This window comes from Streptomyces sp. NPDC002754 (assembly GCF_053592315.1).
This window is the reverse complement of record NZ_JBSFVM010000005.1, coordinates 238,658-264,043: the sequence shown is the minus strand read 5'-3', so window position 1 is coordinate 264,043 and position 25,386 is coordinate 238,658. Positions and strand designations below refer to the sequence as shown.

General features: G+C 71.2%; 21 protein-coding genes. 17 read left to right on the top strand and 4 right to left on the bottom strand.

Annotated features, from left to right (window positions below):
- The first annotated feature begins 70 nt into the window (after window positions 1-70).
- From ACWD2L_RS15240 to sucD, 3 genes are all read left to right on the top strand, one after another.
- A complete protein-coding gene (locus ACWD2L_RS15240; RefSeq protein WP_351334494.1) occupies window positions 71-1,258 on the top strand; it encodes a hypothetical protein in 1,188 nt (395 codons plus the stop codon).
- Between the two features lie 446 nt (window positions 1,259-1,704).
- Window positions 1,705-2,883 (top strand): ADP-forming succinate--CoA ligase subunit beta, encoded by a 1,179-nt coding sequence (sucC, locus tag ACWD2L_RS15235; protein ID WP_351334492.1) that lies wholly within the window; start codon window positions 1,705-1,707, stop codon window positions 2,881-2,883.
- 20 nt (window positions 2,884-2,903) lie between these two features.
- Window positions 2,904-3,785, top strand: a complete 882-nt coding sequence (gene sucD / locus ACWD2L_RS15230) for a succinate--CoA ligase subunit alpha (protein WP_351334490.1) — start codon at window positions 2,904-2,906, stop codon at window positions 3,783-3,785.
- Window positions 3,786-3,859: 74 nt separating this feature from the next.
- On the opposite strand, the gene ACWD2L_RS15225 is transcribed toward sucD, so the two are convergent.
- Complete coding sequence (locus ACWD2L_RS15225) at window positions 3,860-5,014, bottom strand: helix-turn-helix domain-containing protein (RefSeq protein ID WP_351334487.1); 1,155 nt, start codon at window positions 5,012-5,014, stop codon at window positions 3,860-3,862.
- 122 nt (window positions 5,015-5,136) lie between these two features.
- Here ACWD2L_RS15225 and ACWD2L_RS15220 point away from each other — a divergent pair, with 122 nt between their 5' ends.
- Window positions 5,137-6,489, top strand: coding sequence for a cell division protein PerM (locus ACWD2L_RS15220; RefSeq protein ID WP_351334484.1), 1,353 nt, complete (start codon window positions 5,137-5,139; stop codon window positions 6,487-6,489).
- A gap of 245 nt (window positions 6,490-6,734) precedes the next feature.
- Here ACWD2L_RS15220 and ACWD2L_RS15215 read toward each other — a convergent pair whose 3' ends face one another.
- Entirely contained in the window at window positions 6,735-7,529 is a 795-nt protein-coding gene (locus ACWD2L_RS15215) for a hypothetical protein (protein ID WP_351345413.1), read from the bottom strand.
- Window positions 7,530-7,821: 292 nt separating this feature from the next.
- Here ACWD2L_RS15215 and purN point away from each other — a divergent pair, with 292 nt between their 5' ends.
- Window positions 7,822-8,451 (top strand): phosphoribosylglycinamide formyltransferase, encoded by a 630-nt coding sequence (gene purN / locus ACWD2L_RS15210; RefSeq protein WP_351345411.1) that lies wholly within the window; start codon window positions 7,822-7,824, stop codon window positions 8,449-8,451.
- Window positions 8,448-10,055, top strand: coding sequence for a bifunctional phosphoribosylaminoimidazolecarboxamide formyltransferase/IMP cyclohydrolase (purH, locus tag ACWD2L_RS15205; RefSeq protein ID WP_351345408.1), 1,608 nt, complete (start codon window positions 8,448-8,450; stop codon window positions 10,053-10,055). The genes purN and purH overlap by 4 nt, the downstream gene beginning before the upstream one ends.
- An 86-nt stretch (window positions 10,056-10,141) precedes the next feature.
- Here purH and ACWD2L_RS15200 read toward each other — a convergent pair whose 3' ends face one another.
- Both ACWD2L_RS15200 and ACWD2L_RS15195 read right to left on the bottom strand, forming a co-directional pair.
- The gene (locus tag ACWD2L_RS15200) at window positions 10,142-10,771 is read right to left on the bottom strand and encodes an RDD family protein (protein WP_351345405.1); all 630 of its coding nucleotides are present in this window, start codon (window positions 10,769-10,771) and stop codon (window positions 10,142-10,144) included.
- A 94-nt stretch (window positions 10,772-10,865) separates the two neighbouring features.
- Window positions 10,866-11,468: a DUF3824 domain-containing protein gene (locus tag ACWD2L_RS15195; RefSeq protein WP_351345402.1), complete on the bottom strand. Its 603-nt coding sequence runs from the start codon at window positions 11,466-11,468 to the stop codon at window positions 10,866-10,868.
- A 213-nt stretch (window positions 11,469-11,681) separates the two neighbouring features.
- On the opposite strand from ACWD2L_RS15195, the gene ACWD2L_RS15190 reads away from it, so the two are divergent.
- The 11 genes from ACWD2L_RS15190 (at window position 11,682) to ACWD2L_RS15140 (ending at window position 25,385) form a co-directional block, all read left to right on the top strand.
- On the top strand, window positions 11,682-12,545 hold the full coding sequence (locus ACWD2L_RS15190) for a bifunctional methylenetetrahydrofolate dehydrogenase/methenyltetrahydrofolate cyclohydrolase (RefSeq protein ID WP_351345399.1): 864 nt from the start codon (window positions 11,682-11,684) through the stop codon (window positions 12,543-12,545).
- 19 nt (window positions 12,546-12,564) lie between these two features.
- On the top strand, window positions 12,565-13,005 hold the full coding sequence (locus ACWD2L_RS15185) for a DUF3017 domain-containing protein (RefSeq protein WP_351345396.1): 441 nt from the start codon (window positions 12,565-12,567) through the stop codon (window positions 13,003-13,005).
- A gap of 289 nt (window positions 13,006-13,294) precedes the next feature.
- Window positions 13,295-14,335, top strand: coding sequence for a helix-turn-helix domain-containing protein (locus ACWD2L_RS15180; protein ID WP_351345393.1), 1,041 nt, complete (start codon window positions 13,295-13,297; stop codon window positions 14,333-14,335).
- A 260-nt stretch (window positions 14,336-14,595) separates the two neighbouring features.
- Window positions 14,596-15,588 carry a malate dehydrogenase gene (locus ACWD2L_RS15175; RefSeq protein WP_267069475.1) on the top strand — a complete coding sequence of 331 codons (993 nt, stop codon included), beginning with the start codon at window positions 14,596-14,598 and terminating at the stop codon, window positions 15,586-15,588.
- A gap of 206 nt (window positions 15,589-15,794) precedes the next feature.
- Window positions 15,795-17,555, top strand: a complete 1,761-nt coding sequence (locus ACWD2L_RS15170) for a hypothetical protein (RefSeq protein ID WP_351344960.1) — start codon at window positions 15,795-15,797, stop codon at window positions 17,553-17,555.
- A complete protein-coding gene (locus tag ACWD2L_RS15165) occupies window positions 17,542-17,907 on the top strand; it encodes a hypothetical protein (RefSeq protein ID WP_351344963.1) in 366 nt (121 codons plus the stop codon). The genes ACWD2L_RS15170 and ACWD2L_RS15165 overlap by 14 nt, the downstream gene beginning before the upstream one ends.
- Window positions 17,904-18,731: a hypothetical protein gene (locus tag ACWD2L_RS15160; RefSeq protein ID WP_351344966.1), complete on the top strand. Its 828-nt coding sequence runs from the start codon at window positions 17,904-17,906 to the stop codon at window positions 18,729-18,731. Before ACWD2L_RS15165 ends, ACWD2L_RS15160 begins: the two co-directional genes overlap by 4 nt.
- A gap of 224 nt (window positions 18,732-18,955) precedes the next feature.
- Entirely contained in the window at window positions 18,956-20,458 is a 1,503-nt protein-coding gene (locus ACWD2L_RS15155) for an aldehyde dehydrogenase family protein (RefSeq protein ID WP_351344969.1), read from the top strand.
- A gap of 141 nt (window positions 20,459-20,599) precedes the next feature.
- Window positions 20,600-22,141 carry a GMC family oxidoreductase gene (locus ACWD2L_RS15150; protein WP_351344972.1) on the top strand — a complete coding sequence of 514 codons (1,542 nt, stop codon included), beginning with the start codon at window positions 20,600-20,602 and terminating at the stop codon, window positions 22,139-22,141.
- Window positions 22,141-23,418, top strand: coding sequence for a quaternary amine ABC transporter ATP-binding protein (locus tag ACWD2L_RS15145; protein ID WP_451189757.1), 1,278 nt, complete (start codon window positions 22,141-22,143; stop codon window positions 23,416-23,418). Before ACWD2L_RS15150 ends, ACWD2L_RS15145 begins: the two co-directional genes overlap by 1 nt.
- Window positions 23,418-25,385 (top strand): ABC transporter permease, encoded by a 1,968-nt coding sequence (locus ACWD2L_RS15140; protein ID WP_351344977.1) that lies wholly within the window; start codon window positions 23,418-23,420, stop codon window positions 25,383-25,385. Before ACWD2L_RS15145 ends, ACWD2L_RS15140 begins: the two co-directional genes overlap by 1 nt.
- Window position 25,386 lies beyond the last annotated feature (1 nt).

Here is a 25,386-nt window from a genome sequence, read left to right as displayed (position 1 = left end):
GTGACCTGCCACGCGGGGGTGGAACAGGTCTGCCCAGTCGTGAAGTGAATTCGAAGGAACTGACGTACCCATGAACAAGAACATTCGCCGCTCCATCGTCATAGCCGCCGGCGTCTCCGGCGCCTGGGCGCTCGGCTCCGCCGTCGCGAGCGCCGACGAGCTGCCCGCCCACTCGCTGTCCGTCCCGGACGTCGCCGGTGACACGGTCTCCGACCTGCAGAACACGACGTCGGACGTGCAGGACACCACCTCGAAGGTGACCGACAAGGCCAAGGCCGCCACCCAGGTGACCGACAAGGTCGACCACACCCAGGTCGCCAACAAGGCCAAGGCCACCGCCCAGCACGCCAAGGCCCAGGTCCAGTCGCACGCTCACCAGGTGCAGGCCCCGGACGTGCAGGCCCCGAACACCGCCGACGTCACGGGCGTCAAGGACCAGGCCGCCGGCCACGTCGCCGACGCCCAGGAGGGTGTCGACTACCTGTTCGGCCCGCTCGACGCCTTCGCCCCGCAGCTCCAGCAGCAGCTGACGCAGGCGGCGGCCCAGGCCCCCGCCTACGTACAGGACAACGCCCAGGGCACGGTCCAGGGCGCCGTCGACAACGTCCGCACGAACACCGCCCCGGCCGTCGGCGAGACCGCCGACGCCGTGCTCCCGCCCCTCGCGAACACCGCCGTGCAGGGCGTGCTCCCGGTCGCAGGCCAGGCCGTCGGCGACGTGACCACGCTGGCGGGCGGCGCGGTCGGCGACGTGACGCCGTTCGCGCAGACCGTCGTCGGCGACAACGTCGCGCCCTTCGCCACCGGTGTCACCGGCCAGGTCCAGCCGCTGGCCCAGGGCGTGGCGGGTGACAACGTGGCGCCGTTCGCGCAGAGCGTGGTCGGCAATGACGTCACCCCGTTCGCGGGCGGCGTCGTGGGCGCGGTACAGCCGCTCGTCCAGACGGTCGTGGACCACGTGCAGCCGGTCGTCGGCGGCGTCGGCACCAGCGCGCAGGGCCTGGCGCAGGGCGTCACCGGCGACGTCCAGCCGCTCGCGCAGGGCCTGGTCGGCGACAACGTCGCCCCGTTCGCGCAGACCGTGGTCGGCGACAACGTCGCCCCGCTGGCCGGCGGCGTGACCCACGAGGTCGCCCCGTTCGCGCAGGGCCTGACCGGCACCGTGACCGCCGACGCCCAGCCGCTCGCGGGCAACGCCGTCACCGGTGTGCAGGGTGTCGCCGGTTCCGTCGCGCCCAGCTACCTGCCCGGCGTCTGACCGACGCGACGGTGCCCGGACGGCCGAAAGCCATCGGTCCGATCGGGTCGCTTTACGTGCATGACGGCGGGTGGTCCGCTTGGGGACGTGACCACCCGCTGACCTGCGGCCTCACCGAGCGCACCCCCGCTCGGTGAGGCCGTTTCCATTCCCCGGGGCCCTCGGCAGCAATGTAAATAACGCCACAAACGGGACGCTCTGTGATGGGTATCACCGCTCAGGTGTGATCTGCGATTTAGAAGCGGTCGCCGAGCGGCGATAACCTGCGAGACGGACATGCCGCGTACCCGGCCACCGTGTACGCCTCCTCAGTGGCAGCAGTGCACAGCAGCGACAGCACTCGTCACGTGTGACAGCGGAGTCACGTTGCCCCTCGCGGCACGCCCACTCAGATAGGCAGACCGCAGAGCGCAGAGCGGCGAGATCACTGATAGGGACGGACGCGCGTGGACCTGTTCGAGTACCAGGCGAGGGACCTCTTCGCCAAGCACGGTGTACCGGTGCTGGCCGGTGAAGTCATCGACACGCCTGAGGCGGCCCGCGAGGCGACCGAGCGTCTCGGCGGCAAGTCCGTCGTCAAGGCGCAGGTGAAGGTCGGCGGCCGCGGCAAGGCCGGCGGCGTGAAGCTGGCCGCCACCCCCGACGAGGCCGTGCAGCACGCGACCAACATCCTCGGCATGGACATCAAGGGCCACACGGTCCACAAGGTGATGATGGCCGAGACGGCTCCGGAGATCGTGGAGGAGTACTACGTCTCCTTCCTCCTGGACCGCACCAACCGCACCTTCCTCTCCATCGCCTCCGTCGAGGGCGGCATGGAGATCGAGGAGGTGGCGGTCGAGCGCCCCGAGGCCGTCGCCAAGACGCCGATCGACGCCAATGAGGGCGTGACCCCCGAGGTCGCCCGCAAGATCGTCACGGACGCCAAGTTCCCGGCCGAGGTCGCCGACCAGATCGCCGAGATCCTCCAGACCCTGTGGAAGACGTTCGTCGAGGAGGACGCCCTCCTCGTCGAGGTCAACCCGCTCGCGAAGGTCGCCTCCGGCAAGGTCATCGCCCTCGACGGCAAGGTGTCGCTGGACGAGAACGCCGAGTTCCGGCACGCCGACCACGAGGCTCTCCAGGACAAGGACGCGGCCGACCCGCTCGAGGCCGCTGCCAAGGAGAAGGGCCTCAACTACGTCAAGCTCGACGGCGAGGTCGGCATCATCGGTAACGGTGCCGGTCTGGTCATGTCGACGCTGGACGTCGTCGCGTACGCCGGTGAGAACCACGGCAACGTGAAGCCGGCCAACTTCCTCGACATCGGCGGCGGCGCGTCCGCCCAGGTGATGGCGAACGGCCTGGAGATCATCCTCGGCGACTCCGACGTCAAGTCGGTCTTCGTCAACGTCTTCGGCGGCATCACCGCCTGCGACGAGGTCGCCAACGGCATCGTCCAGGCGCTGGCGCTCCTCGAGGAGAAGGGCGAGAAGGTCGAGAAGCCGCTCGTCGTCCGCCTCGACGGCAACAACGCCGAGCTGGGTCGCAAGATCCTCTCCGACGCCAACCACCCGCTGGTGCAGCGCGTGGACACCATGGACGGCGCGGCCGACAAGGCCGCCGAGCTCGCGGCCGCGAAGTAAGGACGAGGGACTAAACAGCCATGGCTATCTTCCTCAACAAGGACAGCAAGGTCATCGTCCAGGGCATGACCGGTGCCACGGGCATGAAGCACACCAAGCTCATGCTCGCCGACGGCACGAACATCGTCGGCGGTGTGAACCCGCGCAAGGCCGGTACGTCCGTCGACATCGACGGCAACGACATCCCGGTCTTCGGCACGGTCGCCGAGGCGATCGAGAAGACGGGCGCCAACGTGTCCGTCCTCTTCGTCCCGCCGGCCTTCTCCAAGGCCGCCGTGGTCGAGGCGATCGACGCCGAGATCCCCCTCGCCGTCGTCATCACCGAGGGCATCGCCGTCCACGACTCGGCCGCGTTCTACGCGTACGCCAAGTCCAAGGGCGACAAGACCCGCATCATCGGCCCGAACTGCCCCGGCCTCATCACGCCGGGCCAGTCGAACGCCGGCATCATCCCGGGCGACATCACGAAGCCGGGCCGCATCGGCCTGGTCTCGAAGTCCGGCACGCTGACGTACCAGATGATGTACGAGCTCCGTGACATCGGCTTCTCGTCCGCCGTCGGCATCGGTGGCGACCCGGTCATCGGCACGACGCACATCGACGCGCTCGCCGCGTTCGAGGCCGACCCCGAGACCGACCTGATCGTCATGATCGGTGAGATCGGCGGCGACGCCGAGGAGCGCGCGGCCGACTACATCAAGGCCAACGTGACGAAGCCGGTCGTCGGCTACGTCGCGGGCTTCACGGCGCCCGAGGGCAAGACCATGGGCCACGCCGGCGCCATCGTCTCCGGCTCCTCCGGCACCGCGCAGGCGAAGAAGGAGGCCCTCGAGGCCGCCGGCGTCAAGGTCGGCAAGACGCCGACCGAGACGGCGAAGCTGGCGCGCGAGATCCTCTCGTAACCAGCTGCCTTACGCAGCTCAGTGGGCCCGCACCGGTGACGGTGCGGGCCCACTGGCGTTGCGCCACGTGCGCGCTATTCGGTCCTCGGCGCGAGCCGCTCGGGTCCGCCGGTCAGCCGGTCCCGCAGCTCCTTGCGGAGTTCCAGGTCCGCCGGTGTCAGCGGTTCGGGACCGGTCAGCGGTGGCACGCCGGCGACCGGCGAACCCGGTGCAGGGACCGGCTCGTAGTGCGTGGGCGCCACCCGCAGGGTCAGCGCCGTCGCCCCGATGATGAAGACCGTGAAGGCGACCGCGGCCCGCGTCCAGAACCGGGTCCGCCGCTCGCCGCCGCTGCGCACGACCGTGGACACGGGCGCGTCCAGCTTCTCCGAGCCCGCCAGCTCCGTGAGCCGCCGGTGCAGCTGCTCGGGGACCGCGAGGTCGGGCAGCCGCCCGGCGACCGCCTCACGGGCGTGCAGGATGCGGTTGGCGGCGGCCGGGGTGCTGGCCTCCGTCTCCGCCGCGGTCTCCGGCAGGTCCAGGCCCACCCCGTCGTACAGCAGCAGCGTGCGCCGGTAGACGGGCGGCAGGTCGAGGAGCGCGCCGAGCAGCTCGCGGTCCTCCGGGGTGGCCGGCGGGGCCTCCGGCTCACGGCGGCCGGGGCGCAGGCCGTGCCACGGCGACATCGCGTACTCGTACGCCGCCGCGCGCACCCAGCCCGCCGGGTCCGGGTCGACCGCCACCTCGGGCCACTGCTGCCAGGCCTGCTGGAAGGCGCGCTCGACGGCCTCGCGGGCGAGGATCCTGCGGCCGGTGAGCAGATAGGTCTGCCGGACGAGGAACGGCGCGGCGTGCGTGTAGAGCGCGTCGAAGGCCTCGGCGGCGGTACGGGCACGGGGCGGTGCCGTGACGGGTTCCGGCTCCGCCACGGCCGTGGCGGTGGCGGTCGCCCCGGCTGTCGGCGGCGCGGGTTCTTGTATCGCCGCGGCGGCCTTCGGGGCCGGCTTCGCTGTCGTCGGGGCCGTCGTCGCCGGGGTCGGCTCCTCCGTGGTGGTCAGTTCCGCGAGGAGGCGTGCGTACGTCTCCCGCTTCTGACCCTTTGGAGTGGTGCGGCCGGCTTCCCAGCGGCGGACGGTCTCGCTCGTCACGCCGACCCGTTCGGCGACCTGGTCACGGGAGAGCGAGCCGGCCTCGCGGAGCCTACGGCGCTCCTTGGGCGGCGGCAGTGGGGAGGCAGCGCCCTGCGTCATCGTGAACTCCACACACCCTTTCGTGCTAAAAAGAACATAAACGTATCTTGTGCGACACATCCGGGCTTCGCCTGTTGCGCGAGGTAAGGGCGTGTCGTTGGGAGCATGGTCCGGTGACCCAAATGACCGGCCTTGGACTCTCGTTGCCCCTGCTCCTGACCCGGCTGCGGGAAAGGGCCCCGGGCCCCGTCCGCGGCGCGCTGCGCGGGGCCCTCGCGGCGGGGCTCGGGCTCGGGGCGTGCGCCGTGCTCGTGATGGTGCTGTGGATCAGCTCGCCGTTCCCCGACAGTGGGCCCGGCGGTGCGCTGCACACCGCTGCCGCGCTGTGGATCCTGGCGCACGGCGCCGAGGTGATCAGAACGGACACCCTGTCAGGGATCCCCGTACCGCTGGGAGTCAGCCCTCTGCTGCTGCTCGCGCTGCCCGTGTGGCTGGTGCACCGGGCGGCGCGGGACGCGGCGGAGGAGTCCGAGGCCGTGGCGGGCGTCTGGGCCGGTGTGGCGGTCGGCTATCTGTCGGTGGCGGCCGCCGCGACGTACTACTGCGCTGGCGGAGAGCTGCGCCCCTCGTGGGTGAGCTGTGTGGCGCATCTGGTCGTGCTCCCGGTGGCCGCGGCGGGCTTCGGGGTGTGGACGGCGCACGGGCGGCCGTACGGACCGCTGCCGGGTCGACTGGCGCGACTGATCCCGGAGGGGTTCGTACGGGAGGTGGCGCCGGTCGCCGTGCGGGCGGCGCTGGCCGGGGTGCTCGCGCTGGTCGCGGGCGGGGCGCTGCTGGTGGCCGGGATGCTGGTGTGGCACGGGGAGGCGGTGCGGGAGTCGTTCCTGCACCTCACGGGGGCCTGGTCGGGGCGGCTCGCGGTGCTGCTGCTGTGCGCGGGGCTCGTGCCGAACGCCGCGATCTGGGGGGTCGCGTACGGGCTCGGTCCCGGGGTCGTGCTCGGTGTCGGGCACACCGTGGGGCCGTTGGGGAGCTCGGGGGCGGCGATGCTGCCGGCGTTTCCGCTGCTGGTGGCGGTGCCGAAGGCGGGGGACGGGTCGCCGCTGACGTGGGCCGTGGGGGCGGTTCCGGTGGTGGCGGGAGTGGTCGTCGCGGGGTTCGTCGTGGCGGCGGGGGATGGGTGGTCGTGGCGGCGGACCGCGGGCGCGGTGGCTGTGGCCGGGGGGCTGTGCGGGGTGGTGATGGGGTGCCTGGCGGGGGCCGCCGGTGGGGCCCTCGGCCGGTCGGCGCTTGCGGAGTTCGGGCCGGTGGGGTGGGTGACCGGGGTGGTGGCGGCGGGGTGGGTCTGCGTGGTGGGGGTGCCGGTGGCTTCGGGGGTGTGGTGGTGCCGGGAGCGCCGTAACCGGCCCACCGAGGTCGACCCGGAGCCGGAGCAGGCCCCGGTGCCCGAGGCCGGCCTGGAAGTGGTCACCTCGCCGGAGGCGCCGCGGGAGCCCTACGACTTCCTCGACGAGGCGTTCCGCCCGGAGCCGTGACATCCCCCCACCCCACCCCTTCCCGAAAGTCCTGCCGGACGGGCCTGCTCAATCGCCGCAGGGGCTATAAGCAGTCCTGCCGGGTGGGCCTGCTCAATCGCCGCAGGGGCTATAAGCAGTCCTGCCGGGTGGGCCTGCTCAATCGCCGCAGGGGATTGATAGATCAAGCCCCTGCGGCAAAATCAAGCCCCGCCGGCGTTTGAGGCGCGGGGTCCGGGGCGGAGCCCCGTGGCCGTAACCGTGGGTCAGCGTTCGCCCAGTAGTGGCCGGAGTTCCTTCGGGAGGAGGTCTTCGCAGGACTTCTTGGCCGCGTTGGTCAATGCGTCCGTACGGCACTCGTAATAGTCGCTGTAGACCATCTTCGCCGTGAACAACGACGCCACCATCGCCAGCGCGAGCGCCCCCGTGACCAGGCCACTGATCGCCGCCGTCGTCTGCGGACGCGCGGCCTCGGCCTCCGCGGGGCGCGGCGGGGTGTCCGGGTCGGCCGGGCGGGGCTTCATGCGCAGCGCGCTGACGCCCCAGTACAGGGCGAGGACGCCCAGCAGCAGCGCCACGTACGGCCAGCTGAACAGGGCGAAGAAGAAGCCCCACATCCCGGAGAGCAGCGCGTAGCGCGCGCGGCGCTGGATCGGGTCCGTCGGATCCCAGCGCATGCCGCCGGGGCCCGGGCCCTGCCCGCTGTTCTGCCCCTCGGGGCCACCGCCCCCGCCGCTGCCAGGACGGTCGCCGAAGCGGCCGCCCTGGGCCGGGCCCGGCTGACGGTCGCTCCACTGGCCGCCCCAGGGCGCGCTGCCCCCGCCCTGTCCCGAACCGGATCCCGAGTCGGAGTCCGAGCCCTCCGGGCGGCGTGGCTGCCACGGCCGGTCGGGCGCGTCCTCGGCCGGCGGCGCGAACGGATTGCTGTCCTTGGAGTCGTCCGTTTTCTTGGGCGATTCCTTGGGCGATTCCTTGGACGGCGGCGACGGCGGTGTGGGTCGGCCTTCGCGCGGCAGGACGGCGCCGGTGGGCAGCGTGAGGCGAAGGCTTCGGTCCGGCATCAGATGTGCGTCTTCCCCTAGGTCGTCGGTCACGGGACCGCCGGCGGCGGCCCGGCGTGGCGTTCTTCACGTCAACGTCCGATGGCCGCTCAGCGTTCCGTCCCGGCCGACGCTACCTGTCGGCCCGGCCCCCGTCCCATGGGGCCCGTCGGCCGTGCCGGTATCGTTGCTGCCGGTCGGCCGCTTCGTAGGGTTCCCCGATCGGGGAAGGCGAAGCGTTCGTGCGAACGCACCAAAGGTGCGGCCGTACGCGCCGGCCGCGCACCGTAGCTCCCCTAGAAAGGGCCCCGTCGTGGCCAAGGCCAAGCGCCTCGTCGTGCTGGTCTCCGGATCAGGAACGAATCTGCAGGCACTCCTCGACGCGATCGCGGCGCAGGGGGCCGACACGTACGGCGCCGAGATCGTGGCCGTCGGCGCCGACCGGACGGGCATCGTCGGCCTGGAGCGCGCCGAGCGCGCGGGTCTGCCGACGTTCGTGTGCCGCGTGAAGGACCACGCGACCCGCGAGGAGTGGGACCGGGCGCTCGCTGAGGCCACGGCCGCGTACGAGCCGGACCTGGTGGTGTCCGCGGGGTTCATGAAGATCGTGGGCAAGGAGTTCCTCGCCCGCTTCGGCGGGCGGTTCGTGAACACGCACCCCGCCCTGCTGCCCAGTTTTCCCGGTGCGCACGGCGTGCGGGACGCGCTCGCGTACGGCGCCAAGGTCACCGGTTGCACCGTCCACTTCGTCGACGACGGCGTCGACACAGGACCGATCATCGCCCAGGGCGTGGTCGAGATCGTGGAAGAGGACACCGCCGACGGTGAAAGCGCTCTGCACGAGCGCATCAAGGAAGTCGAGCGCACGCTGCTCGTCGATGTCGTGGGGCGGCTCGCCCGTAACGGCTTCAGCATTGAGGGACGAAAGGTAGTCACCCCGTGACCGCGGAAAACACCGCCGGAACCGCCGGAAGCAACAAGCGACCCATCCGCCGGGCGCTCGTCAGCGTCTATGACAAGACCGGTCTGGAAGAGCTCGCGCGCGGGCTCCACGAGGCGGGCGTCGAGCTGGTCTCCACCGGCTCCACCGCAGGGAAGATCGCCGGCGCCGGGGTGCCGGTCACCAAGGTCGAGGAGCTCACCGGGTTCCCCGAGTGCCTCGACGGCCGCGTGAAGACCCTGCACCCGAAGGTGCACGCCGGCATCCTCGCCGACCTGCGCCTGGAGGACCACCAGAAGCAGCTCGCCGACCTCGGTGTGAAGCCGTTCGACCTGGTGATCGTGAACCTGTACCCGTTCCGGGAGACCGTCGCCTCCGGCGCCACCCCCGACGAGTGCGTCGAGCAGATCGACATCGGCGGCCCCTCGATGGTCCGCGCCGCCGCCAAGAACCACCCGTCGGTCGCCATCGTCACGAGCCCCGAGCGGTACGCGGGTGTCCTCGCGGCCGTCAAGGACGGCGGCTTCGACCTCGCCACCCGCAAGCGCCTCGCCGCCGAAGCGTTCCAGCACACGGCGTCGTACGACGTGGCCGTCGCCTCCTGGTTCGCCGACGACTACGCGGCCGCCGACGACAGCGGCTTCCCGGACTTCATCGGCGCCACGTACGAGCGCAAGAACGTGCTCCGCTACGGCGAGAACCCGCACCAGGGCGCGGCCCTCTACGTCGACACTGTGTCAATCAGCGGCTCCGCCGCGGGCGGCGGCCTCGCCGAGGCCGAGCAGCTGCACGGCAAGGAGATGTCGTACAACAACTTCACGGACACGGACGCCGCGCGCCGTGCCGCGTACGACCACGAGGACCCCTGCGTCGCGATCATCAAGCACGCGAACCCGTGCGGCATCGCGATCGCCGCGAACGTCGCCGAGGCGCACCGCAAGGCCCACGCCTGTGACCCGCTGTCCGCGTTCGGCGGCGTCATCGCCGTGAACCGGCCGGTCACCAAGGAGATGGCCGAGCAGGTCGCCGAGATCTTCACCGAGGTCATCGTCGCGCCCGACTACGAGGACGGCGCCCTCGAGGCCCTCACCAAGAAGAAGAACATCCGCGTGCTGCGCGCCCCGAACGGCCCGGCCGCCAAGGTCGAGACGAAGCAGATCGACGGCGGCGCGCTCCTCCAGGTCACCGACCGCCTCCAGGCCGACGGCGACAACCCGGCCTCCTGGACGCTCGCGACCGGAGACGCGCTCTCCCAGGGCGAGTTGGACGAGCTGGCGTTCGCCTGGAAGGCGAGCCGCGCGGTGAAGTCCAACGCCATCCTGCTCGCCAAGGACGGCGCCTCCGTCGGCGTCGGCATGGGTCAGGTCAACCGCGTGGACTCCGCGAAGCTCGCCGTCGAGCGGGCGGGCGAGGAGCGGGCGCGCGGCTCGTACGCCGCCTCCGACGCGTTCTTCCCGTTCCCCGACGGCCTGGAGATCCTGACGGCCGCGGGCGTCAAGGCCGTGGTCCAGCCCGGCGGTTCGGTCCGCGACGAGCTGGTCGTCGAGGCCGCGAAGAAGGCGGGCGTGACGATGTACTTCACGGGCACGCGCCACTTCTTCCACTGACGGTCGACCACTGACGGTCGACGCAACAGTCGATGCATGCGCGAGGGCCCGCCGGTCGACGACCGGCGGGCCCTCGCGTGTGTCGGTCAGCCCTTCGTGTGCACCACGACCGTGCCCGCCACCTTGTCGTGCCAGCCCTGCTTGCGGCCGGACTTGTCCCAGAAGGGCGACAGGTAGACGACCAGCATCCCGATCCCGCAGGCGAAGGCGCCGACCATCGGGATGACCCAGCGCAGGAAGCCACTGGTGAGCCCCGGCTTGGCGCCGTTCTCCGCCTTCAGTACGCGCAGGCCCACCGCGAGTTTGCCCAGAGTGGCGCCGACGAGGGAGATCATCAGCCACTCGTAGAGGAAGACGACGGCCGTCATGGCCAGCGCCACCGGGACGATCCCGGAGTAGAAGTCGCCCGCGGCCTCCTGGACGCAACTGCTGAAGGCGGCGGTGTCGGACGAATCGCAGGCCCCCAGCGCGTGAAAGTAGTCCGACATGGAGGGCGCCATCAGCACCATGTTGAGGATGGTGAGGGGCACCCCGTCGATGACCCGCGCCGCGAGGCGTCGCCCCATCGAGGCGATCGGCGGCACCCCCGTCGGCGCCGGCGGGTACGGGTGGCCGTAGCCCTGCGGCGGCACGCCGTACGGGTTCTGCCCGCCGTAGTAGGGGCCGGCCTGGGGCGGCGGGGGTCCGTAAGGGGAGTTGGGCTCGCCGTGGCTCATGGCTGTGTTCCTCTGAAGGCGGATGTGCGGGTGTACGAGTCGGCCCTGACCAGGCGTGCGAGCCGGGTCAGGGCCGAAGGGCTACTCGGAACGGTCAGTGCCGGGCGCGGTTGAACCAGGCCGAACCGTTCGCGTTGCCGACGAAGACGGCGATGAGGACGGCGAGCACCGTGTGGACCAGGCCCACGACGAGGAACGGGTAGAGGCCCATGATCGCCGTGATGATGCCGAAGATCATCGCCGCGACGCGCAGGCCATTGCCGCCCGTGTTGAACTTCACCGCGAGGACGACGGCGAAGGCCGCCCAGAGCACGGCGAACACGGTCAGGCCCCACAACATGCCGGACGAGTAGTCGGCGAGCTGCTGGAAGGCGGCGTCCTCCTTGAGCTGCGCGTCGTTCTTGGCGGCGCTGACGCTCGCGGCGGCGATGGCGAACAGCGCCACACCGATGATCTGCAGGCCGACGATGACCCACAACAGCACGCGGGCGGTGCTCACCGTGCCCGGCATGGTGGTCATGACAGGGCCGCCGCCGTACGGCTGGCCGGGCTGCGGCGGATAGGCGGGATACCCGCCCTGGCCCGGCTGCTGGGGATATCCGTAACCCTGCTGCGGGGGCACGCCCTGGGGGGCCTGCTGGCCGTACGGGTTGCCCTGCTGCTGGCCGTAGGGGTTGTTCGGCTCGCCGTAACTCATGGTTCTCGCTTCCTCCGTTGAACGTCGGGGACGACGGGTCTTGTACGGAGGAAGACGGGCGAAGGTGCCTTTGGTGCGGTCTGCTCCCCCGACGCTTCCCGCGGTACTGCGGGTCTCATCGTTCTCAATGACGTGACGCCTGTCCAGTCGGTCCGCAGGCTGTTGTGCAAGTGCAACTTGGGTGAACCGCGGCCGCCCTGGAACAATGGCGGCATGACCGCCCAGATTCTCGATGGCAAGGCCACCGCAGCCGCGATCAAGTCCGATCTGACCGCCCGCGTGGCGGCGCTGAAGGAGAGGGGGGTCACGCCGGGGCTCGGCACGATCCTCGTAGGGGAGGACCCCGGAAGCCAGAAGTACGTCGCCGGAAAGCACCGGGACTGCGCGCAGGTCGGCATCGCGTCGATCCAGCGCACGCTGCCCGCGACGGCCACGCAGGAGGAGATCGAGGCCGTCGTCCGCGAGCTCAACGAGGACCCGGCCTGCACCGGCTACATCGTCCAGCTGCCGCTGCCCAAGGGCATCGACGAGAACCGCGTCCTCGAACTGATGGACCCGGACAAGGACGCCGACGGCCTGCACCCGATGAACCTCGGCCGCCTCGTCCTCAACGAGCCGGCGCCGCTGCCCTGCACCCCGTACGGCATCATCACGCTGCTCCGCAAGCACGGTGTGGAGATCAAGGGCGCGGAGGTCGTCGTCGTCGGCCGTGGCGTGACCATCGGCCGGCCGATGCCACTGCTGCTCACCCGCAAGTCCGAGAACGCCACGGTGACGCAGTGCCACACCGGCACCCGTGACCTGTCCGCGCACCTCAAGCGGGCCGACATCATCGTGGCCGCCGCGGGCGTGCCGCACCTGGTGAAGCCGGAGGACGTGAAGCCCGGAGCCGCCGTGCTCGACGTCGGCGTCTCGCGCGACGAGAACGGCAAGATCGTCGGCGATGTGCACCCCGGCGTCACCGAGATCGCGGGCTGGATCTCGCCGAACCCGGGCGGGGTCGGCCCGATGACCCGTGCCCAGCTCCTCGTGAACGTGGTCGAGGCCGCCGAACGGGACGCGAACGGTGTCGGCTGAAGCGGCCGGGAGCGCGGCCATGGGTGTCGGCGAAGGTGCCGCGTCCGAAGGCGCCTCCCAGGACCCGAAGAAGTCCGGCAGCCGGCGCTTCCCGCTCTTCACGCGTGACACCGCGCGCCCGGAGGGCGGCGGCCGGGCCGCCGGCGGGGACGCGCCCGCGCCCGCCCGCCAGTGGCCGATCATCGCCGTTCTCTCGGTGACCGCGCTCGGGCTGCTGCTGACCGCCTTCGGTCTGTTCCGCGTCGGCACGATCCTGGTGGGTGTCGCGCTGCTCGGCGGCGCCGTGCTGCGCCGGCTGCTGCCGGACGTCGGGATGCTGGCCGTGCGCTCGCGCTTCACCGACATGGTCACGTGCGCGGGCCTCGGCATCGTCATCGTGCTGCTGGCGCTGATGGCGCAGCCCGAACCGTGGCTGAAGCTTCCGTTCCTTCAGGACACGCTGCACTTCACGGTGCGCTGAACCGTCGAACGGGCCGTCGATGAGCCGTCCGTGAGCCGCTGACGACCCCAAGTGACAGGCGGGGCCTCCACATTGGAGGCCCCGCCTCCTTTTGTGGTGATCTCCGGCACGTTCTCGGGGTTTTCCGCACGCAGGGCCCGGTGCACGCTGTCGAATGACCCCATACGCCCCCGGACCGGGAACTGACATCCTGGTTTCCCGCATCCCAATGGGTAGCCACTGGGGGCCGAAGCGCGACGCGCGGCGCGGGGGAACAGGGCTCGCGGGGGGAATAAGGGGGAAGGGCGATATGCCTCGTTGGAAGGCGCTTCCGGATGAACTCGATCCACAGGTCAGGGAGTTCGCCGGGCAGCTGCGCCGACTTGTGGACCGCAGCGGCCTGGGGATCGCCGCGCTCGCGGACCGTACCGGGTACAGCAAGACGTCGTGGGAGCGGTACCTGAACGGGCGGCTGCTCGCGCCCAAGGGCGCCATCGTCGCGCTCGCCGAGGTGACCGGCACCAACCCCGTTCACCTGACGACGATGTGGGAGCTCGCGGAGCGCGCGTGGAGCCGTTCCGAGATGCGCCACGACATGACCATGGAGGCCATCCGGATATCCCAGGCGCGGGCCGCGCTGGGCGAGTTCGGGGGGCCGGGGCAGGCCACGCAGACCAAACCGGCCAAGCAGACCAGACAGGCCAAGCCCGCCAAGCCGGCGGGGCCCGGCGGGGCGCAGCGCCCGACCGTGCCGCCCCAGGCGTCGGCGCCGAGCGTGGACCAGTTCGGACCGGCCCCCGTGCTGTCGCCGCAGGAACCGCCGCAGGAGCCGCCGCGGGGCGCGGTGCCGGGTGGCGGCGGGGGCGGCCGGCGCCGGCTGGTGATGTTCGGGGCCGGGGCGCTGGGCGCCGCCCTGATCATCGCCGTCGGCTTCTTCGTGGTCAGGGGGACCGGGGACGACGGAGCCGAGGCAGGCAAGTCGCCCTCGCCGAGCGCGAGCGCGCCCCAGCTGCCCGACGGCGTCAAGTGCGTGGGCGCGGGCTGCGGCGGCAAGGACCCGGAAGCCATGAACTGCGGCGGCGAACACGCGCTGAACTCCACCGACGCCGTGGTCGGCACCGTCACCGTCCAGGTCCGCTACAGCAAGACGTGCAAGGCGGCCTGGGCCCGGATCCAGGGCGCGGCCCCCGGTGACGCCGTCCAGTTGCAGAAGGGCGCCGCGTCCTCGAAGAAGGGCACGGTCAGCGCCGCGGACACGGACGCGTACACGCCGATGATGGCCGTGGACGCGGCCTCCGACGTCAAGGCGTGCGCGACGCTCGCGAATGGGCAGAAGGGCTGCACCAAGTAGCCGTGCATGGGTGAGCCGCTTCGGGGAAGGCGGACCAGTACCCCACGGGATCGCGCAGTAGCACCCCCACGGCGGCCGCCTGAGCCTTTCTCTCCCGGGCTCGGCGGCCGTTCGCGTGTTCGTACCAGGGCACGGGAGGGGCTGTGGGGCGATCCACAGGGACCTGTGGTTCCCGTGCGGGCGGGGCGCGGTAGCCTGACGAACGGATCTCTTGATACCAAGAGATCGATCAAATGACCTGCTGTCCTACGGAGAACGCCATGACCCGCACTCCCGTGAACGTCACCGTCACCGGCGCCGCCGGCCAGATCGGCTACGCACTGCTCTTCCGCATCGCCTCCGGCCAGCTGCTCGGCGCGGACGTGCCGGTCAAGCTGCGTCTCCTGGAGATCACCCCGGCGCTCAAGGCCGCCGAGGGTACCGCCATGGAGCTCGACGACTGCGCCTTCCCGCTGCTTCAGGGCATCGAGATCACCGACGACCCGAACGTCGCCTTCGACGGCACCAACGTCGGTCTCCTCGTCGGCGCCCGCCCGCGTACGAAGGGCATGGAGCGCGGCGACCTCCTCGAGGCCAACGGCGGCATCTTCAAGCCGCAGGGCAAGGCCATCAACGACAACGCCGCGGACGACGTCAAGATCCTCGTCGTCGGCAACCCGGCGAACACCAATGCGCTGATCGCCCAGGCCGCCGCCCCGGACGTACCGGCCGAGCGCTTCACCGCGATGACCCGCCTCGACCACAACCGCGCGCTGACCCAGCTCGCGAAGAAGTCGGGCGCCACGGTCGCCGACATCCAGCGCCTGACGATCTGGGGCAACCACTCGGCGACCCAGTACCCGGACATCTTCCAGGCCACGGTCGCGGGCAAGCCCGCCATCGAGGCCATCGGCAACGACGAGAAGTGGCTGGCCGAGGACTTCATTCCGACCGTCGCCAAGCGCGGTGCCGCGATCATCGAGGCCCGTGGCGCGTCCTCCGCCGCCTCCGCCGCCAACGCCGCGATCGACCACGTCCACACGTGGGTCAACGGCACGGCCGAGGGCAACTGGACCTCCATGGGCATCCCGTCGGACGGCTCGTACGGTGTGCCGGAGGGCATCATCTCGTCCTTCCCCGTCACCACGAAGGACGGCAAGTACGAGATCGTCCAGGGCCTGGAGATCAACGAGTTCTCGCGTACGCGCATCGACGCGTCCGTGCAGGAGCTGGTGGACGAGCGCGAGGCCGTGCGCGGCCTGGGCCTCATCTGATCCGTACGCTCACGGCGGCCGCCCCTCGGACATCCTGATGTCCGAGGGGCGGCCGCTTTTCCGTGGCACCCTCACACACCCGACGCACATCACGCGGAGTATCCAGTTCTGCTTGTCACTGTGACGTCCTATGCTTCTCCTTCATCAACTGCCGCACGAGAACGGGCAGTTCGAACAGTCATCATCGATGGCATCGGGGGAGTCGTGTGAGCACCGCCTATGTACCGCAGCAGTCGCCGTCCGAGGCCGACGTCGGGGCGGTGGGGCCGCCCCCGCCCGCGAAACCGCCGCACGCCAGCGAGGCCACCCGGCTGCTCTGCGCCGGCGCCTATCTCGACCAGGGCTACCGGGACCGGGTCATCGAACAGCTGCATCTGTACGAGCAGCGCATCGTGGCCCCCTCGCTCGGCTTCGACGCGGCCCGCGTCCTCGCGCACGCGTTACGCGCCCGACGCATCGAAGTGGCCTGGTCCTGGGCCGTGCTCGGCCTGTGGGTGGTGGGCCTGCCGCTGACCGGCTACTGGATCCTCGTGTTCCTGCTGCCCTCCGCGCTGCTCGCGCTCGGCGTCTGGATCCGCGGGCCCGGCGAGCGGCCGCCGGTCTACCGCCGGGTGGTCGCCTGGTACGTGCGCTGGTGGGGGCGGCTCCTGCTGGCGATGCTGCTGCTCACCACCGTGTCCATGGTCCTGGGCGGTGGCGAGGACCAGTACGACAGCGCCTCCTACGAGACCCGCTCGGCCCTGTACGACATCCTGCCCGACTTCCTGAGCTGGATGATTCCCCAGGGCGCCGGCTCCGACGACACCCTGAACGGCTGGCTCACGCTGCTCCTGCTCGCTCTGATCGCCGCGTGCGTGGGCGCCCAGCGCAGCCAGTTCGCCCGCGCACTCGGCGCCGAGCTGTCCGAGGCGCGGTTCGGGGACGCGACGGCCGACCCGGCGGAGAGCGCCGAGGGGACCCGCTTCCAGCGGGTGAAGCGGCGGATCAGGGTCGAGCAGCACGCACCGCTGATCATGTACCACGCGGTCCGGCCGTTCTGCGGGGCGGGCGCACCGGTCGACACCTGGACCCTCGCCGTAGAGCTGCGGCCCGACGGGATGAAGAAGCAGCAGCCGCTCAACAACCGGAAGATCCTGGAGCAGATCCGCCCGCTGCTCGAACAGCTGCGGCTGCCCGCCGAGTTCGCGGGCACCACCGTGCGCGACCGGCTGCGCCGGCTGGAGATCGACGAGTGCGTCTTCCTGCCCGCCGAGGGCCTCACGCACCGGGAGGACGCCCCCTACCAGCCGGAGGCCTACGAGGAGCACCGGGCGCGGTCCGTCGAGGAAGGCGCGGAGAAGCGCCGGCACTTCCTGCGGATCCGGGTCGGCGGCTGGGAGGAGGAGCTGGTCGTCACGGTCTTCGTCCGCGTCCACACCCAGGGCCGGATGCTGATGCTGGAGATCGCGCCGCACGTCCTCGCCCCGGTGCGGGAGCCGTTCCAGAACGCGGACCGCACCGCCCACCAGTTCCGCCACAACAACCCGCTCGGCAAGGCCGCCTGGGCCTTCGCGCGGGTGGCCGGCTCTCCGGTGCGCTCCCTCGTCACCATCGGCCGCTGGGTCGGGTACGGCTGGCAGGTGCTCACCGGCGGGCACGGGAGCGCGCTGCCGGACGGCCCCGCCGTGTCGGTGCGTGAGCTCGGCTCGGAGGGCCCCGGCTCGCAGTTCCAGCAGATGGACGTCGAGCGCTACCTCAAGTCGATCCAGGACCGCATCGCCAACGGAGTGCTCCACGCGCTCGCCGAATCCGGCTACCAGACGGGCGAGTTCGTCCAGAAGATCGTGAACATCAGCAGTGGCGGCGTGAACATCGACCGGGTCGAGGACTCCACCTTCGCCGTCGGTTCGCACGCCCGCGCGACGTCGGGAGCGGCTGACGGCGCCACCCAGAAAGAGAAGGGAACCGACGACCATGGCGGCGAATGACGAGCCCTCGGTCTCCATCGGTGACGTCCACGGCAGCACCTTCGCCATCGGCAGCCACGCCCACGCGGAGAGCCACACGAACAGCGCACCGCAGGACGACGAGGTGATGCGGGAGCTGCTCGAGGCGGTGCGTGCGCTCCGCGCGGACCTGCCGCGGCTCCGGGACGAGGACGGACAGCTGCGCACCCTCGACGCCGAGCTCGCCGAGACGGAGGGTGAGATCACCCGCACCGGGCGCGCCCCGGCGAGCCGGATCGAGCGGCTGCGCGCGCTGCTCGGCGACTCGCAGGCGGTCGTCTCGCTGCTCTCGTCGGCCGGCACGGTGGCCGCGATGCTGGGGAACCTGAGATGAGCGGACGCCACTGGAACGAGGAGACCCAGCGCTGGGAGGAGGCGGGCTCGGGCCCCGGCGCGGTGTCGTCGCCGCCCCCGCCCCGGCCGGAGTACGCACCCCCGGAGCCCTGGCCGGGACCCGAGATGCCGGGCCCGCCCGCGCCGGCGCCCGGCCGCACCCGGCGCTTCGCCCTCGTGCTGGTGGGCGCGGCCGTGCTCGGCGCCGCCGTCGCGACGACGGTGGTGCTGCTCGGCCGCGGGGAGGAGCCCGGACCGGATCCGAAGCCGACCGGGACGTCCGCGGCGCCCACCAGCTCCGGCCCGGAGCCCACTCCGACTCCCACACCCACACCCACCGGTTCGTCGGACGACGAGCTCCCCGCCGGCTACCGGCAGGTGGCGGACGCGGCGGGCTTCGCGCTCGCCGTGCCCGAGGGCTGGGACCGCAGCGAGAGCAAGCAGGGCGTGTTCTACACGTCCCCCGACGAGTCCTCGCTCATCCAGGTCTTCACCATCACGGAGCCCGACACCACACCGCTCGAATCGCTCCGGGTCGCGGCCGGGGATCTCGAGGCCAGACTGGCGAAGGACGGGTACGAGGAGGTCTCACTGGAGGAGACATCGGCTCCCGAAGGAGCCTCGGAAGAGGTCACCGACGACGCGGCCGAACTCGTCTACGCGTACGACAGCGAGAAGCTGGGCGCGCGCAGAAAGGTGGTCGACTTCTCGTTCACCGCGCAGGACGGCACGCAGTACGCGGTGCTCGTCGCGGCCCCGGAGTCCGAGTGGCCCGGGCAGCGGGACCGGCTCGCCACCGCGCTGTCGCGGTTCGCACAGGAGTGAGCGGACGCGGGCGGCAGGCACCCCTCTCACACGGCGCCGCCGCCCGCTCTCACGCAGCGTCGCCGCCCGCTCCCGCGCGGTGTCGTGACACAGCGCACTTTCGTCGCTGTGGGGGCATGCTTGCCATGCGCCGGGGCAGGGGCTTCCGACGTCACCGGAGAGAGCGCCGAAAGGGCGTTTGCGGTGCTCGGGGGACATTCCCGGAACGGAAGGCGAAGCAGGTCGTGTCAGTACAGAACACCATCCATGTCGACGGAGAGTGGCGCGGGGCCGCAGCAGGGGCCACGCGCGAGATCCTCGACCCTGCGGATGCCAAGCCGTTCGCCGTGATCGCCGAGGGCGGTACCGAGGACGCGGACGCCGCGATCGCCGCCGCCCGCAAGGCCTTCGACGAGGGCCCGTGGCCGACGACGCCCGTCGCCGAGCGCGCGGCCCTGCTGCGTCGCGTCGCCGACCTGCTCGTCCGGGACCGCGAGAAGATCGGCCTCCTGGAGAGCCGGGACGCGGGCAAGACCGTCGAGGAGGGCCGCGTCGACGTCGACTGCGTCGCCGACGCCTTCCGCTACTTCGCCGACCTCGTCATCGGCGAGGGCGCGGGCCGCGTCGTCGACGCCGGGTCCGACGACATCCACAGCGTCGTCGTGCACGAGCCCGTCGGCGTCTGCTCCATGATCACGCCGTGGAACTACCCGCTCCTGCAAGCGAGTTGGAAGATCGCCCCGGCGCTCGCCGCGGGCAACACCTTCGTCATCAAGCCGAGCGAGATCACGCCGCTGACGACGGTCGTCCTTGTCGAGCTGCTGGTCGAGGCCGGGTTGCCGCAGGGCGTCGCCAACATCGTGACGGGACCCGGCGCCACCGTCGGCGCCCGGTTCGCCGACCACCCCGACGTCGACCTCGTCTCCTTCACCGGCGGCCTGATCAGCGGCACCAAGGTCGCGCAGGCCGCGGCCGTCTCCGTCAAGAAGGTCGCCCTCGAACTCGGCGGCAAGAACCCGAACGTCGTCTTCGCCGACGCGTGCGAGGCGGACGAGGACTTCGACACCGCCGTCGACCAGGCGCTCAACGCCGCGTTCATCCACAGCGGCCAGGTCTGCTCCGCCGGCTCCCGGCTCATCATCGAGGAGTCCGTACGCGAGCGCTTCGTCGCCGAACTCACCCGCCGCGCCGAGAAGATCCGCCTCGGCCGCGGCACCGAGGAAGGTGTCGAGTGCGGCCCGCTCGTCAGCGAGCCGCAGCGCGCCAAGACCGAGGACTACGTCGCCTCCGCGCTCGCCGAGGGTGCCGTGCTGCGCTGCGGCGGCAAGCGCCCCGAGGCGTCCGAGGCGCGGCCCGCCACCGGCTACTTCTACGAGCCGACCGTCCTCGACCAGTGCCACCGCGAGATGCGCGTCATCCGTGAGGAGACCTTCGGTCCGATCCTCACCGTCGAGACGTTCCGCACCGAGGACGAGGCCGTGGCGCTCGCCAACGACACCGAGTACGGCCTCGCGGGCGGCGTGTGGACCACCGACGCGGGCCGGGCCCGCCGGATGGCCCGCCTCCTGCGCCACGGCACCGTCTGGATCAACGACTTCCACCCCTACCTGCCGCAGGCCGAGTGGGGCGGGTTCGGGAAGAGCGGTGTGGGGCGCGAGTTGGGCCCCGCCGGGCTCGCCGAGTACCGGGAGAGCAAGCACGTGTACCAGAACCTGGCGCCCAAGCCCGTCCGGTGGTTCGCGGGCTGACCTCGCCCACCCGTTCCTGAACGACTCGGGGCTCTGCCCCGGACCCCGCGCCTCAAACGCCGGCGGGGCTGGAATTTCCGCTGGGCCGGAATTGCCAGCGGGCTGCAAAGGCAGCCGGATTACTTGGAGTTGAGCAGAGCAATGTCTGAAAGCACCTACGACTACGTCATCGTCGGTGGTGGCACCGCGGGGTCGGTGATTGCCTCACGGCTCACCGAGAACCTGGATGTCACCGTCGCCGTCATCGAGGGTGGCCCCAGCGACATCGACCGCGACGACGTGCTGACGCTGCGCCGCTGGCTCGGCCTGCTCGGCGGCGACCTGGACTACGGCTACACCACCACCGAGCAGCCGCGCGGCAACTCGCACATCCTGCACAGCCGCGCCAAGGTGCTGGGCGGCTGCTCGTCGCACAACACGCTCATCTCGTTCAAGCCGCTGCCCGGCGACTGGGACGAGTGGGCGGCGGCGGGCGCCGAGGGTTGGGACCACAAGGCGATGGACCCGTACTTCGCCAAGCTGCGCAACAACATCGTCCCGGTCGACGCGAAGGACCGGAACGCGATCGCGAGCGACTTCGTCGAGGCCGCTCAGGCGGCGACCGGTGTGCCGCGCGTCGAGGGCTTCAACAAGGGCCCGTTCAAGGACGGCGTCGGCTTCTTCGACCTCTCGTACCACCCCGAGAACAACAAGCGCTCCAGCGCGTCCGTGGCGTACCTGCACCCGCACATGGAGGCGGGCGACCGCCCCAACCTGACGCTCCTCCTTGAGACTTGGGCGTACAAGCTGGAGTTCGACGCCTCGGACGAGGGGCTGCGGGCGCGCGGCGTGCGCGTGCGAGGCAAGGATGGTGTGGAGAAGCTCATCTCCGCGCGCACCGAGGTCCTCGTGTGCGCAGGCGCCGTCGACACACCGCGCCTGCTGATGCACTCCGGTATCGGCCCGAAGGCGGACCTGGAGGCCCTCGGCATCCCGGTCCTGCACGATCTGCCGGGCGTGGGCGAGAACCTGCTCGACCACCCGGAGTCGGTCATCGTCTGGGAGACGAACGGGCCGATCCCCGAGAACAGCGCGATGGACTCCGACGCGGGCCTGTTCATCCAGCGCGACCCGGCCGCTTCCGGTCCTGACCTGATGTTCCACTTCTACCAAATCCCGTTCACGGACAACCCGGAGCGCCTCGGCTACGAGCAGCCGGAGCACGGGGTGTCCATGACGCCGAACATCCCCAAGCCGAAGAGCCGCGGCCGCGTCTACCTGACCAGTGCGGACCCCGAGGTCAAGCCCGCCCTCGACTTCCGTTACTTCACGGACGAGGACGACTACGACGGCAGGACCCTCGTCGACGGCATCAAGATCGCCCGCGAGGTCGCCAGGACCGAGCCGCTGGCCGGCTGGCTCAAGCGCGAGGTCTGCCCCGGTCCCGACGTCACGGACGACGAGGCGCTCAGCGAGTACGCGCGCAAGGTCGCGCACACCGTCTACCACCCCGCGGGAACTTGCCGCATCGGTGCTGCGGGCGATGAACTCGCCGTGGTAGACCCCCAGTTGAAGGTCCGCGGGCTGCAATCCATTCGTATCGCCGACGCGTCCGTCTTCCCGACGATGCCCGCGGTGAACCCGATGATCGGGGTGCTCATGGTCGGGGAGAAATGCGCCGAACTCCTGGGTGGTGATGCGTGATGAGTACGACTGTGTCTCCTGTGGATGCCGGTGAGCGGACCGATTCCGGGTCCGAGACCGTGTTCGCCGTACGTAATCTGTGGAAGGTCTTCGGACCGAAGGCCGACCGCGTGCCGGAGCAGACCGAGCTTGCGGACCTGAGCGCCGCCGAGCTGCGGGCGAAGACCGGCTGCACGGCCGCCGTGCGCGATGTGTCGTTCGACGTGAAGCGGGGCGAGGTCTTCGTTGTCATGGGCCTGTCCGGCTCCGGCAAGTCGACCCTCGTACGCTGCCTGACCCGGCTCATCGAGCCGACGTCGGGACAGCTGGAGATCGACGGCGAGGACGTCCGCGGCATGGACAAGTCCCGCCTGCGCGAACTGCGTCGGCACCGCGCGGCGGCGATGGTCTTCCAGCACTTCGGGCTCCTCCCGCACCGCACGGTCCTCGACAACGTCGCGTACGGCCTGGAGATCCAGGGCATGGGGCGTGCGGAGCGCCGCGCGAAGGCGATGGAGGTCGTCGCGAAGGTGGGCCTGGAGGGGCTGGAGGCGCGGCGTCCGGGGCAGTTGTCCGGTGGTCAGCAGCAGCGTGTCGGGCTGGCGAGGGCGTTGGCCGTCGACCCGGAGGTTCTTCTTTTCGACGAACCGTTCAGCGCGCTCGACCCGTTGATCCGGCGGGACATGCAGGAGGAGGTCGTGCGCCTGCACCGCGAGGAGGGCCGCACGATGGTCTTCATCACGCACGACCTCCAGGAGGCGCTGCGGCTCGGCGACCGGATCGCGTTGATGCGCGACGGTCGCGTGGTGCAGCTCGGTACGCCCGAGGAGATCGTGGGCGCGCCCGCCGACGACTACGTCCGCGAGTTCGTCCGTGACGTGCCGCGCGAGCAGGTCATGACCGTACGCAGGGTCATGCGGCCCGCGGATGCGGACGAGGCGGATCGGGGGCCGTCGATCGGGGCGGGGGCGACGGTTTCGGAGGCGATCGAGGCGGTGGCTTCCAGCGGGTTTGCGGTGCGGGTGGTGGAGGGCGGGGAGTGTGTCGGCGTCGTCGACCATGAGCGCCTGCTGGGGGTGGTGGCGGGTGTGAGTCCTGAGCCCGGCACCGGTCCTACGCCTCGGGGCTCCGCCCCGGACCCCGCTGCTCAATCGCCGCAGGGGCTTGAAAAGCCCGATTCGCCGGCGGGGCTTGAAAGGCCTGCTCAATCGCCGCAGGGGCTTGAAAAGGACGAGGGTGCCGATGAGGAGGCCCCCGCCCCGGGTGACCGGAAGACCGAGGGCACGGAGACCGACTGATGGCTACCGCCGTAACGGCCGTTTCGGCCAAGGGTGCGGGGGAGCGGCCGCGGGCCCTCTGGCGTAACCGTCCCCTGGGCAAGATCGTGTTGCTTGTTGTCGCCGCGGCGATCCTCGTTCCGCTGGCCATCGCCAAGTGGCACAACGGGACCTGGCCGCACGCCCTGACCGTGGACCTCGCCGAACCCCTCGGCGACGCCACGGACTGGATCATCGACAACCGGGACAGCCACCCGCTGTTCCTGTACTTCTTCGGCTACATCAGCAACGCCGTGGTCATCTCCGTACGCGCCGTCTACCTGGTGCTGCTGGCCGCGGGCTGGGCCGGAGTGACGGCGGGCGCCGGGCTCATCGCCTGGCGCGTCGCCGGCTGGCGCCTCGCCGCGTCCACCGTGATTGCGTTCCTCGCATGCGGCGCCCTCGGTATGTGGGTGCCCACCATGCAGACGCTCGCGCTCATGGTGATCGCCGTGCTCGCCTCGGTGATCGTCGGCGCCCTGCTGGGCCTCGCCGCGGGCCTGAGCGACACCATGTACCGGGGACTGCGTCCGGTCCTCGACACCATGCAGGCGCTCCCGGCGTACGCGTACCTGCTCCCGGTCGTCCTCGTCTTCGGCATGGGCGTCCCGGCGGCCGTACTCGCCACGGTCGTCTACGCCGCCCCGCCGATGGCCCGCCTCACCGCGCTCGGCCTGCGCTCCGCGGACGCGGGCGTGATGGAGGCGGTCACCTCGCTCGGCGCCACGGCCCGCCAGCGGCTGCTCTCCGCCCGCCTCCCGCTGGCCCGCAACGAGCTCCTCCTCGGCCTCAACCAGACCATCATGATGGCGCTGTCCATGGCCGTCATCGCCTCCGTGATCGGAGCCGGCGGCCTCGGCGACCGCGTCTACCAGGCGCTCGCCTCCGTCGATGTCGGCGCCGCGCTCGCGGCCGGCATCCCGATCGTGCTGCTCGCCGTCGTCCTCGACCGGGTCACGGCCGCGGCCGGGGCGCGGATGGGCTCGCACGACACGGCGCCGGCCCCGTGGAAGTGGGGCGTGGTCGCGCTCGGCACCGTGGTGGTCGCCCTGGTGGCCCGCTTCGTGGACCGCCTCGACTGGCCCGACTCCTGGGTCGTGAACATCTCCACGTCGGTCAACGAAGCGGTCGACTGGATGACCGACCACCTCTACACCGGCGTCCCGTACATCGGCGGCACCGCCGACTGGGCCGCGCACTTCACCACGGGGGTCCTCAACCCGGTGCGCGACGGCCTCACCTGGCTGCCCTGGTGGTCGGTGCTGCTGATCGTCGCCGCGCTCGCCTGGCTGATCGGCACCTGGCGCACCGCGCTCACCGCGGTCCTCGCGATGGCCGCGATCGGCGTGCTGGGAGTGTGGAAGCCGTCCCTCGACACGCTGTCGCAGGTCATCGCCGCGGTCCTGGTCACCCTGGTCCTCGGCGTCGCGGTCGGCATCGGCGCGGCCCGCAGCGAGCGCATCGAACGGCTGCTCCGCCCCGTCCTGGACGTGTTCCAGACGATGCCGCAGTTCGTGTACCTGATCCCGGTCGTCGCCCTCTTCGGCGTCGGCCGCGCCCCGGCCGTCGCGGCGGCCGTGGTCTACGCGCTCCCCGCCGTCGTACGCATCACGACACAGGGGCTGCGACAGGTGGACCCGGCCGCGATGGAGGCGTCCCGCTCGATGGGCGCGACCACGTGGCAGCAGCTGCGGCAGGTCCAACTCCCGCTCGCCCGCCCGGCGTTGCTGCTCGCCGTCAACCAGGGCGTCGTCCTGGTCCTCGCCGTCGTCATCATCGGCGGCCTGGTCGGCGGTGGCGCGCTCGGCTACGACGTGGTGTTCGGCCTCGCGCAGGGCGACCTGGCCACCGGCCTCGTCGCGGGCGCCGCGATCGTCTGCCTGGGCCTGATGCTGGACCGGGTGACGCAGCCGACGGGACGCCGTACGAGCACCGGAAAGGAGGCGTGAC